This window comes from Phocaeicola sp. (assembly GCF_057861905.1).
The window spans coordinates 41,226-55,836 of the sequence record NZ_DBMACV010000004.1; the positions used below are offsets into that span (position 1 = coordinate 41,226).

General features: G+C 44.9%; 12 protein-coding genes. 6 read left to right on the forward strand and 6 right to left on the reverse strand.

Annotation, left to right across the window (positions count from 1 at the left end):
* Positions 1-112: 112 nt before the first annotated feature.
* From ACZM60_RS01530 to ACZM60_RS01545, 4 genes are all read left to right on the forward strand, one after another.
* Positions 113-1,192, forward strand: coding sequence for a DUF1573 domain-containing protein (locus tag ACZM60_RS01530; RefSeq protein ID WP_340319154.1), 1,080 nt, complete (start codon positions 113-115; stop codon positions 1,190-1,192).
* A gap of 44 nt (positions 1,193-1,236) precedes the next feature.
* Positions 1,237-2,331: a methylmalonyl Co-A mutase-associated GTPase MeaB gene (gene meaB / locus ACZM60_RS01535; RefSeq protein ID WP_021971222.1), complete on the forward strand. Its 1,095-nt coding sequence runs from the start codon at positions 1,237-1,239 to the stop codon at positions 2,329-2,331.
* 430 nt (positions 2,332-2,761) lie between these two features.
* Positions 2,762-3,382 (forward strand): hypothetical protein, encoded by a 621-nt coding sequence (locus ACZM60_RS01540; protein WP_021971221.1) that lies wholly within the window; start codon positions 2,762-2,764, stop codon positions 3,380-3,382.
* A complete protein-coding gene (locus ACZM60_RS01545) occupies positions 3,372-3,656 on the forward strand; it encodes a winged helix-turn-helix domain-containing protein (protein ID WP_418587220.1) in 285 nt (94 codons plus the stop codon). Before ACZM60_RS01540 ends, ACZM60_RS01545 begins: the two co-directional genes overlap by 11 nt.
* 322 nt (positions 3,657-3,978) lie before the next feature.
* Here the strand turns inward: ACZM60_RS01545 and alaS are convergent, their stop codons facing one another.
* Positions 3,979-6,597, reverse strand: coding sequence for an alanine--tRNA ligase (alaS, locus tag ACZM60_RS01550; protein ID WP_340319152.1), 2,619 nt, complete (start codon positions 6,595-6,597; stop codon positions 3,979-3,981).
* 134 nt (positions 6,598-6,731) lie between these two features.
* Here alaS and ACZM60_RS01555 point away from each other — a divergent pair, with 134 nt between their 5' ends.
* Positions 6,732-7,700 carry a M23 family metallopeptidase gene (locus tag ACZM60_RS01555; RefSeq protein WP_340319151.1) on the forward strand — a complete coding sequence of 323 codons (969 nt, stop codon included), beginning with the start codon at positions 6,732-6,734 and terminating at the stop codon, positions 7,698-7,700.
* Between the two features lie 25 nt (positions 7,701-7,725).
* Positions 7,726-8,073, forward strand: a complete 348-nt coding sequence (locus tag ACZM60_RS01560; RefSeq protein ID WP_340319150.1) for a MerR family transcriptional regulator — start codon at positions 7,726-7,728, stop codon at positions 8,071-8,073.
* A 259-nt stretch (positions 8,074-8,332) separates the two neighbouring features.
* Here ACZM60_RS01560 and ACZM60_RS01565 read toward each other — a convergent pair whose 3' ends face one another.
* The 5 genes from ACZM60_RS01565 to ACZM60_RS01585 all read right to left on the reverse strand — a co-directional run bounded on the left by ACZM60_RS01565 (position 8,333) and on the right by ACZM60_RS01585 (position 14,548).
* The gene (locus ACZM60_RS01565; RefSeq protein WP_489520622.1) at positions 8,333-10,606 is read right to left on the reverse strand and encodes a RelA/SpoT family protein; all 2,274 of its coding nucleotides are present in this window, start codon (positions 10,604-10,606) and stop codon (positions 8,333-8,335) included.
* A 178-nt stretch (positions 10,607-10,784) separates the two neighbouring features.
* A complete protein-coding gene (locus ACZM60_RS01570) occupies positions 10,785-12,044 on the reverse strand; it encodes a lytic transglycosylase domain-containing protein (protein ID WP_489520623.1) in 1,260 nt (419 codons plus the stop codon).
* A 3-nt stretch (positions 12,045-12,047) separates the two neighbouring features.
* Positions 12,048-12,842, reverse strand: a complete 795-nt coding sequence (locus ACZM60_RS01575) for a DUF5683 domain-containing protein (RefSeq protein ID WP_489520624.1) — start codon at positions 12,840-12,842, stop codon at positions 12,048-12,050.
* Positions 12,843-12,855: 13 nt separating this feature from the next.
* Positions 12,856-13,755, reverse strand: coding sequence for a ParB/RepB/Spo0J family partition protein (locus tag ACZM60_RS01580; RefSeq protein WP_340319146.1), 900 nt, complete (start codon positions 13,753-13,755; stop codon positions 12,856-12,858).
* 31 nt (positions 13,756-13,786) lie between these two features.
* Complete coding sequence (locus ACZM60_RS01585) at positions 13,787-14,548, reverse strand: ParA family protein (protein ID WP_340319145.1); 762 nt, start codon at positions 14,546-14,548, stop codon at positions 13,787-13,789.
* Positions 14,549-14,611: the final 63 nt, after the last annotated feature.

Here is a 14,611-nt window from a genome sequence, read left to right on the forward strand (position 1 = left end):
CTTTTCTTTTTCCGGCTGTATCGGCAAATTTATATTAATTCACAACCAACCTTTGTTCGTCTTTGAATTTCTCTTTATCTTTGTTCACTCTAAACAAGTAACACTTTGAAAGATGAAACGTATTTTATTTATTCTCAATATATTGTTTGCCGCTGTCTTGGCTGCTCAGGCACAGCCGAAAATAACATTCGACAAGGATGTGCAGGAGTTGGGATATGTGCTTTGGCGCAATCCGGTGACCATTACTTATCATTTTACCAATACGGGCGACAAACCTCTTGTTATTTCGAAGGTTACTTCTTCGTGCGGTTGTACGGAAGTGGACTGGACTAAATCTCCGATTCCTGCCGGCGAAAAGGGTACGGTAACGGCTGTGTTCGACGCCGAAGCTATCGGACATTTTTACAAGGAAGTAGGTATTTACTGCAATGCTTCCTATCGTCCCATTTATCTGGAGTTCAATGGTGAGGTGACTGCCGATGCAAAGAACTACTCATTTACGCATCCTGTGGCTTTCGGGGCGATACGTCTGGACAAGGATGAAATCGAATTTAATGATGTAAATAAGGGTGAACATCCGGAATTTGATATTTTGGTTGCCAATACGTCTAATAAGGCTTATTCTCCTGTGCTGATGCATTTGCCTCCTTATCTGAGCGCAAAAGCTGTTCCCGAAGTGCTGGGAAGAGGCAAGAACGGTAAGATTGTTGTAACCCTCGATACCGAAAAGTTGCCGAAATTTGGTATTACCCGTACATCGGTGTACTTGTCGCGCTATCCGGGCGATAAGGTTGGCAGTGACAATGAAATTCCTGTTTCGGCTATTTTGTTGCCCGATTTTTCCGGGCTGACCGAACAGCAGAAGAACAATCCTCCGCAGATTTCACTTTCTACTACATTGCTGGAGTTCCCTCCGCTGAAGCCGAAGCAGAAGAAATCGCAGAATGTCATCATCACCAATACGGGAAAGACCGATCTGGTGATTCAGGATATGCAGGTATTCAACATCGCTCTTGCCGTCAACTTGAAGAAGACGGTACTGAAGCCGGGTGAGTCTACCAAACTGAAGATTACCGTACTGGCAGAGAATCTTCCACGTGTGAAAGGTACTCCGCGTGTACTGATGATTACCAACGACCCGAAAAAGCCTTCTGTAACTATCCGGGTCAAGGCGAAAATCAAGCAGCCCTGATAGTTTCTGTCGAGGCTTTATTATCAACTTAAAATACTAAAACTATGGAACACCCTGAGAACAGCGAAGAATATAAGGGATTGACTGTTAACAAGGGTATCGAACAACCCGCCAGTATTAATCCTTATTTGAAATTAAGGAAGAAGCCCAAACGCCGTCAGTTTACCGTAGGCGAATACGTGGAAGGTATCGTGAAAGGTGACGTGACTGTACTGAGTCAGGCGGTTACGCTGGTAGAAAGCGTGAAGCCCGAGCATCAGGCGGTGGCGCAGGAGGTGATTGAAAAGTGTTTGCCTTATTCGGGCAATTCTATCCGCATAGGTATCAGTGGTGTTCCGGGTGCCGGAAAAAGTACGTCGATTGATGTGTTCGGTCTGCATGTGCTGGAACGTGGCGGCAAACTTGCTGTGCTGGCTATCGACCCCAGCAGTGAACGTTCGAAAGGCAGTATTCTGGGTGATAAGACCCGTATGGAAAAGCTCTCCGTTCATCCCGATTCCTTTATTCGTCCCAGCCCGTCGGCGGGTTCGCTGGGCGGCGTAGCACGCAAGACCCGTGAAACGATTATCTTGTGTGAAGCGGCAGGTTTCGATAAGATCTTTGTCGAAACAGTGGGAGTAGGGCAGAGTGAAACGGCTGTCCATTCGATGGTGGACTTTTTCCTGCTGATACAGCTTGCCGGAACAGGCGATGAACTGCAGGGTATCAAGCGTGGAATTATGGAAATGGCGGACGGTATTGTTATCAACAAAGCCGACGGCAACAACATTGAAAAGGCAAAGCTGGCAGCGGCTCATTTCCGCAATGCGTTGCATCTGTTTCCGGCTCCGGAATCGGGATGGACGCCGCAAGTGCTCACGTATTCCGGTTTCTATGGCATCGGTATCAAAGAAATATGGGACATGGTGTACAGTTACATCGATTTTGTGAAGAAGAACGGATACTTCGATTACCGCCGCAACGAACAGGCAAAATACTGGATGTATGAAACTATCAACGAGCATCTGCGCGACAGTTTCTACAACAATCCGGCTATTGCTTCGATGCTTGCTGCTCAGGAGCAGGATGTGTTGCAGGGAAAGGCGACTTCGTTTTCGGCTGCAAAGAAGTTACTCGATACTTATTTCCGGAATATTTAGTTTCGTCCTGCAGACAGGCTGAAAGATTTGTCGGCAGGTTGCGGTTATTTTTTGTACAAATTTCTAAAGTTTTTGTACAAAAAATAAAAAAACATCGAGACGTTTTTCGTAGAAGATGCAGTCAGTTGACTGAGGATAATCAGACAAGATACGGAACTCTTTTCAGAGGCTATGGAAAAAGCCTCCGAAGAGAGTTCTTTTTTTACGTATGCTTTTGGTTGAAAGCACCCGATACATGGGCTGTTATCGGACCGCCTTTCGCAGGGAAAATCGCTTTTCTTAGAAAAAACAAAGAATTATTTGGTTTATAAAATAAACTACTTTATATTTGCGAAACAAAAAGAATGGAAATAAACGCGCGGATTTCTATTTTTTTGTAATTGTGGTTTATAAAATAAACTGTTTTATCTTTTTTAAAATTGTAAGGAGTATGGAAGAAAAGAAGTTTACAGAAAAAGAAAGTCTGGAATTGATTTCCCAGATGATTCAGGTGACGAAGGAAAATCTGGAACGGGGTAGTGGTAATGTTTTTCTGGTATACGGATATGCCGCGGTGGTACTTTCGGTAGGGATATATGCAGCCGTACATCTCACAGGCAAGCCGCTGTGGAATGTCTTGTGGTTTTTGATGTTTGTTCCCGGCATCGTCATGAAAATACTTCAGGTCCGTAAGAAACCTTCTGTAGTAACACACATGGATAAGATGATAACTCATACCTGGTGCATCGTAGGATCGTTGTTCGGACTGACTGTTGGGGTCATGATACTGATAGGGCTGGTGATTGGTTCGTGCCATTTTGGCCTGATGCTCCCGCTGTGCTTGTTGTATGCGGGTATAGGCACTTCCATTACCGGTCTTATTGTTCGTGTTCCGGCCTTGGTATATTCACCTCTTGTCGCCTTTGTGGTTGCTGTCTATATGTTGATGATACTGACCAACGGTGGAAGTGTGGCTCCGGAATGGAATCTTTATTTCGGTTTTTCTTTCTTGCTGATGATGGTGATACCGGGACATTTGTTGAATAAAAAAGCCGCTGCTTATGCTTGCTGAATTGGATCCGTTGATACACTCGCAATTACGTCTGGCAATTATGTCTATCCTGCTCTCGGTAGATGAGGCTGACTTTGTGTACTTGAAAGAGAAGACTGAATCTACTGCCGGCAATCTCAGCGTACAACTTGACAAGTTGAGCAAGGCGGGATATATTCAGGTAGAGAAAGAGTTTGTAGGGAAGAAGACTCGTACATCGTGCCGGATGACAGAAACGGGAAGAAAGGCGATGGAAGCGTATGTGAAGGCACTGAAGACTTATCTGGAATTATAGGATAAGAGAAGTACGTGACGGAAAAAGGTAAAGAAGAGGTCGGAATTCAAATTCAAGAAAGAGAAACTGTTGGTTTATATCAGTGTCCGATAAGCCTATATAAATACTTGCTTGTCGGGATTGTTCTTATGGAGGAACTATATCGTTGAAACTTATGGATAATTGGTTGTGTAGCATTATTCTATGGGGAGATTAAAAATTCTTGCCAAACTACGATAATTGATTGATAAGCCAACTCGTCCTGATCTGTAATAAAAAAGGTTCTATCACTCCATTGTGGGAAATGATAGAACCTTTTTCTATTTATTTCGGTAACCTGCTATTAGAAACCAGCCAGGCTGACAATCTTGTCGACAGCTGCGCTCAGTCCGTCCGGATTCTTACCACCGGCAGTTGCAAAGTGAGGCTGACCGCCACCGCCACCCTGAATCAGTTTGGCAGCTTCGCGAACCAGTTGTCCGGCATTCAGTCCGGCCTTAACCTGATCGTCGCTCATGGTTACGGTAAGCAACGGCTTGTTTTCGAATACGCTACCGATTACAACGAACAGGTTTTCGGGGAACTGTCCCTTCAACTGGAAGGCAATGTTCTTCACGGCATCGGCAGGCATCGGGAGTACGCTCTTGATGACTTTCACACCGTTGATTTCTTTTGCACTTTCAATCAGCTTGTTCTTTACAGTAGCTTCTTTTTCTTTCATGAATTCTTCTACCTGTTTCTTCAAGCCGGCATTTTCTTCGATGTATTTCGAGATAGCAGCTTTCAGATCGGGAGCGTTGTTGAACAACGCTTTCAGGTCGTTGAATGTATCTTGTACGGTATCGAACATTTCTTCTACCTTGGCACCTGTAACAGCTTCTATACGGCGTACACCGGCAGCTACAGAGCTTTCAGAAAGAATCTTCACCATACCAATCTTTCCGGTTGCCGATACGTGAGTACCACCACAGAATTCGATAGACGAACCGAACTGTACGACACGTACTTCATCGCCGTACTTTTCGCCGAACAAGGCAATTGCACCCAGTTCTTTTGCCTTTTCGATAGGCAGGTTACGGTATTCTGTCAAAGGAATATCTTCGCGGATCTTGGCATTTACCAGATGTTCTACCTCGCGAAGCTGTTCCGGAGTTACTTTCTGGAAGTGAGAGAAGTCGAAACGCAATGAATCAGGAGTAACCAAAGAACCCTTCTGTTCTACGTGAGTTCCCAGTACCTGACGCAATGCTTCGTCCAGCAAGTGTGTACAAGAGTGGTTGGCTGCACAAGCTGCACGCTTGTCGGTATCTACACATGCCATCATCGGAGCATCCAGGTGTTCCGGAAGTTTCTTAGCAATGTGGATAGGAAGATTGTTTTCTTTCTTGGTATCGATGATGTCGATGGTTTCGAATTCGCTTACCAGTACGCCGGTATCACCTACCTGACCACCACTTTCTGCATAGAACGGAGTGTCGCTCAGCACAATCTGGTAGAGAGTCTGGTTCTTTTGCTTAATCTGACGGTAACGCAGAATGCTGGTTTCGTATTCGGTATAGTCGTAACCTACGAAGTTTGTTTCGCCTTCCTTCAGTGTAACCCAGTCGCCTGTTTCTACGGCAGCAGCGTTACGTGCACGCTGTTTCTGCTTCTGCATTTCAGCTTCGAAGCCTTTCACATCGGCTGTCAGACCGTTTTCACGCAAAATCAGTTCGGTCAGGTCGAACGGGAATCCGAATGTATCGTACAGTGTAAATGCGTCTACACCGCTGATTTCAGTCTTGCCGGCAGCTTTGGCTTCAGCCATTGTCTTGTCGAGCAGGCGGATACCAGTTTCCAGTGTGCGGAGGAATGATTCTTCTTCTTCCTTCATTACTTTCTCAATCAAGGCCTGCTGAGCTTTCAGTTCAGGATAAGCACCGCCCATATTCTCGATCAGTACCGGAACCAGCTTGTACATGAAGGCCTGCTTCTGTCCCAGGAAGGTATAAGCATAGCGGACGGCACGACGCAGGATTCGGCGGATTACGTAACCAGCCTTTGCATTCGACGGCAGCTGTCCGTCGGTGATAGAGAAGGCGATGGTACGGATGTGGTCGGCTACTACACGCATAGCTACGTCTACTTTTTCGTCTTCACCGTACTTCTTGCCCGACAAATCGCCGATAGCCTTGATGATAGGCTGGAAAACATCGGTATCGTAGTTGGATGTCTTGCCCTGCAAGGTACGTACCAGACGTTCGAATCCCATACCGGTATCGATTACTTTTGCAGGAAGTGGTTCCAGTGTTCCGTCAGCCTTGCGGTTGTACTGCATGAACACCAGGTTCCAGATTTCGATAACCTGCGGATGATCTTTGTTAACCAGTTCACGTCCCGGAACAGCAGCCTTTTCTTCTGCCGAACGCGAGTCGATGTGGATTTCAGAACACGGGCCGCAAGGACCTGTATCACCCATTTCCCAGAAGTTATCATGCTTGTTGCCGTTGATGATATGATCTTCGGGGAAATACTGAGCCCAGTATCCGGCAGCTTCATCGTCGCGGGCAAGTCCTTCCTCAGGGCTTCCTTCGAATACGGTTACATACAAATCTTTCGGATCGAGTTTCAATACCTTTACCAGATATTCGTATGCCCATCCGATAACTTCTTTCTTGAAGTAGTCGCCGAAAGACCAGTTACCTAGCATTTCGAACATGGTATGATGGTATGTATCGTGACCTACTTCTTCCAGGTCGTTATGTTTTCCACTCACACGCAAGCACTTCTGTGAGTCGGTTACACGTTTGTATTTCGCAGGATGATTGCCCAGGATAATATCTTTAAACTGGTTCATACCTGCATTGGTGAACATCAATGTCGGGTCGTCTTTGATGACCATCGGTGCTGAAGGCACGATCTGATGTCCTTTCGACTCAAAGAATTTTACAAATGAGTCGCGGATTTCGTTTGCTGTCAACATAATGCTTATAATGTCTTGTAGTTAATATTCTCAAAATTGATTTGCAAAGATAATCGGTTTTATTATTTTTGTCCGTATGTTTGATGCAAAAACTTGATGTGTTGCGTCTTAAATTTTTTCAAAACAAGATTTGAATGCGTAAAGTCTATTATATTTATAATCCGAAAACGCGTACATACGACCGTATTTATCCCACTATGCGCCAGCGGGCGATGAGTTATCTGCGGCGTTTGTTTGTGGGCATGGGACTGGGGGCAGGGTGCTTTATCATCTTGTTGCTTATTTTTGGTTCTCCTTCGGAAAAGGATCTTCGTGTGGAAAATTCGCGTTTGCTTTCACAATATCATATTTTGTCAACTCGTCTGGACGAGGCATTGGGCGTAATGCAGCAGCTTCAGCAGCGCGATGATAACCTTTATCGGGTGATTATGCAGGCAGATCCCGTAGCGGATGCCTTGCGCTCTGCCAGTTACGGCAAGACGAACCGTTACGAAGACCTGATGGATATGGCGAATGCAAAGTTGGTTGTGAATACTACTCAGAAGATGGACTTGCTTTCACGCCAGATATATATGCAGTCGAAATCATTTGATGAGGTGGTAGACTTGTGCAAGAAACAGGATGATATGCTGGCGTGTATTCCTGCCATTCAGCCGGTTGCCAATAAAGATTTGAAGCAGACGGCATCGGGATATGGAAATCGTATCGACCCTATTTATAAAACGGTGAAGTTTCATGCGGGCATGGACTTTTCGGCAAACGTAGGTACGCCGGTGTATGCCACGGGAAACGGTACGGTGCAGAAGGCTGGCTGGGAAGGACTGTATGGCAACTGTATCGTGATAAATCATGGTTTTGGCTATGTAACCCGTTATGCTCACCTGAGCAAGATAGATGTGAAGGTGGGACAGAAGGTGGTGCGTGGCGAAACGATTGGGAAAGTGGGAAGTACGGGAAAGAGTACCGGACCGCATTTGCACTACGAGGTACATCTGAAAGGGCAGATTATGAATCCGGTGAACTATTATTTCATGGATTTGGATGCGGATGATTATGATAAGATGATTCAGATTGCTGCCAACCACGGTAAGGTATTTGATTAATGTTGCAGATGAAAAAAACGGAATTATGGCTTTGAAGACTGATAAGGAACTGAAATTATATTATTCCATTCGCGAGGTGGCGGAAATGTTTGATGTCAACGAATCGCTTTTGCGCTATTGGGAGAAAGAGTTTCCTATGATTGCTCCCAAGAAAGCAGGAGGAAATATCCGTCAGTATACGAAAGAGGATATTGAAAATATTCGGCTGGTATATCACCTTGTAAAAGAAAAGAAAATGACGCTTGCCGGAGCCAAGCAGCGCTTGAAGCAGAATAAGGAAAGTATTCGCGATACGGCTGAGATTATTGACCGTTTGCGTCGTATCAGAGAGGACTTGCTCAGTATGCGGAAAGAGCTGGATTATCTTACCTGACAACTGCCGGTATGAGTTGCTTTTGTTTGTAAGATGGATATTATTTGTAAGTCGCAAATAATCCTTTCGCTATTGTTGGCTTAAACCTTATCCGGCTGAATCTGAATGAAATCTTATTCCCGATTGATACAAACGAATGTGTATTGCTAAAAATGGCATATAAAAGGAAAGTCAGATATCTCTTTTATATGCCATTTTTTTGTATGCTGGTTTTAGCTGTTTCAGTCGATTATACCCAATTGTCGATGTTGTATATTCTTTAGTCGGCTATGGTATCTTCAAAATTTTCGATACGAGTGACTTTCTTTATCTGTTCTATTTTTTTCAGATTGGTACAGATGGTGTTTACATCGTCTACATCGTGTACATAAAGCTGTATACGTCCCTCGAAAATACCGTCGTTCGATTCTATATACAACTTATGGATGTTCACATTGAGTTGTTGTGAAATGATTTGAGTCACATGGTTCAGCACTCCGATACCGTCGATACCTTTAATATACACGTTGACAGGGAAGTTCAATGCCTTGCCCGTTTCCCATTCCACAGCGAGCAACCGGTTGCCGAAGCTGGTCTTTAGTTGTGCAGCTATCGGACACTGGCGTTTGTGAATGACGATACGGTTATTGTCGTCAATGTAGCCAAGAACATCATCGCCCGGGATTGGTTTACAGCAATCGGCAAGAATATAGTTCTTTTGAATAGCATCGGGAGTGAGCTTGATGATCTTCTTCTTGTCGATGTTCAGGGCAGGTTGCTCTGTCTGCTTCTCTTCCTGTTTGTTCTTATTGTTCCCTCCAAATGCAAAGCTGATATATTTCTTCCAGTTGGTTGGCGATGGCTTTTCCTTCAGTTCGTTTTTGTCGGCTTCGCCCAGCGTGAAAACTCCCTGACCTATGTTGAGAGTCAGTTCTTCATAATTCTTTACGTGATGCAGCGTGCAGAGCTTTTTGATATTTTCATCGTTCGTCGGCAGGTTCTCCTGATGGAAGAAGTCGGTAAGCATATCTTCACCTTTCTGCTGCATTTCTCTCTTCTCACGCTTCAGAATGGCTTGGATTTTAGCTTTAGCCTTGGCGGTAGTAGCAAAATTAATCCACGAAGGCTGTACCTTTTGCGACTTGGATGTAAGAATTTCCACCTGATCTCCGCTTTGCAGCTTGTGGCTCAGCGGAACCAGTTTATGGTTGACTTTTGCTCCGATACAATGGCTTCCCAGGAATGTATGGATAGAAAAGGCGAAATCGAGTGCTGTACAGTTTTGCGGCATGGTCTTGATTTCTCCTTTCGGTGTGAAGACAAATATCTCGGATGCAAACAGGTTCAGTTTGATGGTATCGAGAAAGTCGAGTGCATCCGGCTGTGGATCATCCAGAATTTCCTTGATGGTTTTCAGCCATTTGCTCAGCTCACCTTCATCTTCGCTGCCACCGCCTTCCTTATATTTCCAGTGAGCAGCAAATCCTTGTTCGGCGACATCGTTCATACGTTCGCTTCTTATCTGCACTTCAATCCATTGTCCCTTGTTGCTCATCAGTGTGACGTGCAGTGCCTGATAGCCGTTGGCTTTCGGATGACTTACCCAGTCGCGCAGACGGTCGGGGTGCGGTTTGTATATTTTCGAGATAGCCACATAGATATCGAAGCAATCATTCAGTTCTTCTTCCTCATTTCGTGGAGTAAAGATGATACGTACGGCAAGAATATCATAAATCTCTTCGAACGTGATATGCTTGGTCTGCATCTTGTTCCAGATGGAATAAGGCGATTTTACACGTGCCAGGATGCGATAAGGAATCCCCATTTTATCCAATTGTGCACGGATGGGAGCTGTAAACTCGGTGAAAACGCTTTCACGTTCAGCCTGAGTAGCCTGCAACTTATCTTGTATTTCCTTGTAAGTTTCCGGATGCTCGTATTTGAAGCTCAGATCTTCCAGTTCGGTCTTGATACGGTTCAAGCCCAAACGATTGGCCAGAGGGGCATAGATGTAAAGAGTTTCTCCCGCAATCTTGTACTGCTTGCTGGGTAGCATGGAGCCGAGAGTACGCATATTATGCAGGCGGTCGGCTATTTTTATCAGGATGACCCGGATATCATCGTTCATCGTAAGCAAGAGCTTCTTGAAGTTTTCTGCCTGTGCAGAAGCGCGGTCGCCAAAGATACCTCCTGAGATTTTAGTCAGTCCGTCAACGATTTGTGCAATTTTCGGGCCGAACAGATTTTCTATATCTTCTACCGTATAGTCCGTATCTTCTACCACGTCGTGCAGTAAAGCCGAGCAGATAGATGTCGATCCCAGACCGATTTCTACGCACGCAATGCGTGCTACGGCAATAGGATGCAGTATATAAGGTTCGCCCGAGCGACGTCGTACCCCTTTATGTGCTTGCTTGGCAAAATTGAACGCTTTGGTAATTATTTCTACTTTTTTGCGGTGCTTGCTTTCCAGGTATCGATCTAACAGTTCTTGAAAGGCATCGTTTATCTGCTTTTCATCAGCTTGCTCTTGTGTAAGTTTTTCATCCGTCATTGTGTTACTCCCTTAATCTATATTGCAAAAATAAAGAAAATAAAGAATTTTACAAGTAGATTCAAGTTTTTTCTTGTCGGATTGTAAGGAAAGAAGAGGTGGAAAACCAAAAAGACTCTCGGCAAACAGGTAAAGTCTGCCGAGAGTCTTTTATAAGATATAGGTGTAAAAATGAGGTTTATCGGATGCGCAATGATTTTCCGGCGCGGATGTTACTGCCTTTGATTCCGTTCAACCGGCGTAACTGTGCTACGCTTACTCCGTATTTGGCTGCGATACCACCCAGTGTTTCACCGTTTCTGATTCTGTGATATACTGCTTTTCCCGATTTGGATGAAGATTTGACTTCCGCAACTTCTACCTTACTGCGTCGGGTTTGGTAGACTTCCGGTTTGTAATTGTAGATACTATCTTCATTATCGATGAAGCAACTCATCATTTTGTTGGAGAGTCGTAAGGCGTAAGGCTTTTCGTTTCCCGGAATGATATCCTTTTTGAATTCCGGATTCAGCGCACGGAGTTCATCGATATTCGAGTTGCATACTGCGGCAATTTGCTGAAGATTCAGCGGACGCGATACGTGAATGGTATCAGTTCCTTCCGGCATTTTCATCTCCAATGGGCTGATATTGTGCTCACAGTAATAAGTCATGATATAGTTTGCAGCAATAAATGCCGGTACGTAGCCTCTGGTTTCTTTTGGAAGATAATTGTACAGTTTCCAGAAATCTTTTTCTCCACCAGCACGACGGATGGCTTTGTTTATTGTACCCGGACCGCAATTGTAGGCAGCGAGCACCAGATTCCAGTCGTGATAAATGTCGTATAAGTCCTTCAGATAGCGTGCGGCAGCGCGAGTCGACTTGATCGGGTCGCGGCGTTCGTCTATCAGGCTGGTAACTTGCAGACCGTAGATTTTACCCGTTGCCAGCATAAACTGCCATAAACCCACAGCTCCCTGACGGGAAGTTGCCATCGGATTCAGTGCCGATTCGATGACAGGAAGATACTTCAGCTCCAGCGGAAGGTCGTACAAATCGAGTGCTTCTTCGAATATAGGCATATAAAAATTGTTGGCACTCAGCATGAATGCAACCTTCTGGCGTAAGCGGGTAGCATACATGTCGATAAATTTTCGTACCACTTCGTTGTACGGCATTTCGATAATAGCCGGAATACGTTGCAACCGGTCGATATAAATAGAATCACTGACTTCCGGATTAGCGGAAGTTGCGGTACAGTTTTCTCCCAAATTGATATAGTTTTTCGAAATCCAGTCCAGATACAGACTGTCTGTTTCGGAAAGCATACCTTCGGGCAAGTCGATAGCCTCTTCTACTCCGGAGCTTGAGCGAACAACAATGCTCTGTTCCGTTTTCTGGGCAAAGAGGCTTGAAAAGCTAAGGAAGGCAAGTATGCCAATACATAGTTTCTTCATATTTTAAAATCTAATACTGCATTGCAAGCCTACTCCTTGCGGCAGCTTGCGGTATGCATCGTTAAATATTGTAGGTTCCAGTGTCATCCCCAAATCGTTCGATATATCGAAGTTCGACAGTTCGGCATCTACATACGCGTCGATGACCGACAACAGATATACTGCGATAAAAGAGATTATACTTAAATCTCGCTGGCGACGGAAGACATCCTTTCGTTTGCGGAACAGTTCCTGGTAATAATCCAGCCTGTTTTGTACATCTTCCTTGGTATATCCGGCTGGCAGGAAGTCCATATAACTATCGTTATTCGGATTGTCGCTCATGATATCCTGATATGCCTGTGTGTAATCCTTGTACATCTTGCTGTTCCACGTCAGTGCATAGGTACATCCCACGAATCCTCCGTAGACGATAGGCAGTTTCCAATATTTCCGGTTGTATATCTGACCTGCACCGGGTATGGCAAGCGACAGCCAGATAGAGTTGTTCGGTACAGGAAGCCACTTCTTCTTTTCCTTGACGACTTGAGGTTTCTGGCTTTGTAAAGAGTCACTCTGCCGCATGAGCATGGCAGTATCCACCGGAGCTTCCAGTTCTTCGATGCGCTGCTGGCGTATATTCAGCGTATCGAGTAAGGCAAGGCTGTCGGCTACGTTTTGTGCACGTATCGAGTCGGCAGTCAGTATGCCTTTCCGGTGCTTGAGTGCACGTTGTGCATATCCTTCCGTGCTTCCTCCCCATATCAGGCAGAAAAGCAGTACGATATATAATAAGTATGTAAACGGTCGTTGTCTCAAGACTTGTTCTTTTTTATTCTTTGGGTTTCAATGAGTCCAGTATCTCCATGATTCTTTCCAGATCGGCTTCGTTATTGAAGGGGATACTGATTTTACCTTTTCCTTTGTTGCTGCACGAAAGCTGCACTTTGGTGCCGAAGAAAGAGCACAGATGATTTTGCAACATCGTATATTCTTCGGACAGTTTGGCACCTTTGGGAGCTATTTTCTTACCTCCCGATTCTACGCTTTCACCCGTAGACAATGCCTTTACGATCTCTTCTACCTTGCGTACGGAATATCCTTGGGCAATTATTTCGTTGAAAATACGTATCTGTGTTTTCGGGTCATCCAGTGCAAGCAAGGCACGTGCATGCCCCATGTCTATTTCTTTATTCTTCAGTGCAACCTGTATCTGAGCAGGAAGTTTAAGCAGTCGCAGGTAGTTGGCGATGGTAGTACGCTTTTTTCCTACCCGTTCGCTCAGACGTTCCTGAGTCAGTTCGTATTGTTCGATAAGATGCTGATAGGCAAGTGCTATTTCCAGCGAGTTCAAGTCTTCGCGCTGGATATTCTCTATCAGAGCCATTTCCATGACATTCTCATCGTCGGCAGTACGGATATAAGCAGGGATTGTAGTCAGTCCTGCCAGAATGGAGGCACGATAACGTCGTTCTCCCGCTATAATCTGATATGAGTCCTCGTTCAGCTTGCGTAAGGTAATAGGTTGTATAATACCGATTTCAGCAATTGAGTCGGCAAGTTCTTGCAGGGCAATCGGATCAAACTCTCGTCGCGGCTGGTTAGGATTGACGGATATTTTGCTCAGTTCCACTTCGTTGATGGAAGAGGATCCTGAAGTCTTTACCTCGTCGTTCGTAGAAATCAGTGCGTCGAGCCCTCTGCCCAGTGCAAATTTTTTCTGTACGGCCATATTCGTTTATTCTTTCAGCTTTAAATGCTTCTTAGTTCTTGTTTATAATTTCATTAGCCAGAGCCAGGTGATTCTTGGCGCCCGTAGAGTCTGCATCGTACAAGATGGCAGGTATTCCGTGACTGGGGGCTTCACTCAGCTTGACGTTTCGCTGGATAATGGTTTTGAATACCAGTTCCTGAAAGTGACGTTTAACTTCGTCGTATATCTGGTTGGCCAGACGCAGACGTGAGTCGAACATTGTAAGCAGGAAACCTTCTATTTCCAGCGAAGGGTTCAGTTTTGTCTTGATTATCTTGATGGTGTTCAGCAGCTTGCTGATACCTTCCAGTGCAAAGTATTCACATTGTACCGGAATGATGACTGAATCGGCTGCAGTCAGGGCGTTGATGGTAATCAGTCCCAACGACGGCGAACAGTCTATCAGGATATAATCGTATTCACTTTTCATCGGCTCCAGGGCCTTTTTCATAATCTTCTCACGGTTTTCCAGGTTCAGCATTTCAATTTCTGCTCCCACCAGGTCGATGTGAGAAGGAATAATGTCTAATCCGTCAATATCGGTTGTATAAATAGCTTCCCTGATATCTGTCTGATTGATAAGGCATTCGTAAATAGAACAGTCAATGTCCTTTAAATCAACCCCCAGACCGGATGAAGCATTTGCCTGCGGATCAGCGTCGACTACCAGCACTTTCTTCTCGAGAGTGGCTAATGATGCAGCCAGGTTAATGGTTGTCGTAGTCTTACCCACGCCACCTTTTTGGTTGGCTAAAGCAATAATTTTTCCCATATTAATCAGTTTATCTGATTGCGAAGTAACAAATAATCGTCGAAAGTATGTATCAGCAAATGT

Bases quoted from the DNA above. Each gene is read 5' to 3' on its own strand.
- ACZM60_RS01540 (WP_021971221.1), top strand. From the start codon at position 2,762: ATGGAAGAAAAGAAGTTTACAGAAAAAGAAAGTCTGGAATTGATTTCC.
- ACZM60_RS01565 (WP_489520622.1), bottom strand. From the start codon at position 10,606: ATGACGGATGAAAAACTTACACAAGAGCAAGCTGATGAAAAGCAGATA.
- ACZM60_RS01570 (WP_489520623.1), bottom strand. From the start codon at position 12,044: ATGAAGAAACTATGTATTGGCATACTTGCCTTCCTTAGCTTTTCAAGC.
- meaB (WP_021971222.1), top strand. From the start codon at position 1,237: ATGGAACACCCTGAGAACAGCGAAGAATATAAGGGATTGACTGTTAAC.
- ACZM60_RS01530 (WP_340319154.1), top strand. From the start codon at position 113: ATGAAACGTATTTTATTTATTCTCAATATATTGTTTGCCGCTGTCTTG.
- alaS (WP_340319152.1), bottom strand. From the start codon at position 6,597: ATGTTGACAGCAAACGAAATCCGCGACTCATTTGTAAAATTCTTTGAG.
- ACZM60_RS01545 (WP_418587220.1), top strand. From the start codon at position 3,372: ATGCTTGCTGAATTGGATCCGTTGATACACTCGCAATTACGTCTGGCA.
- ACZM60_RS01560 (WP_340319150.1), top strand. From the start codon at position 7,726: ATGGCTTTGAAGACTGATAAGGAACTGAAATTATATTATTCCATTCGC.
- ACZM60_RS01555 (WP_340319151.1), top strand. From the start codon at position 6,732: ATGCGTAAAGTCTATTATATTTATAATCCGAAAACGCGTACATACGAC.
- ACZM60_RS01580 (WP_340319146.1), bottom strand. From the start codon at position 13,755: ATGGCCGTACAGAAAAAATTTGCACTGGGCAGAGGGCTCGACGCACTG.
- ACZM60_RS01585 (WP_340319145.1), bottom strand. From the start codon at position 14,548: ATGGGAAAAATTATTGCTTTAGCCAACCAAAAAGGTGGCGTGGGTAAG.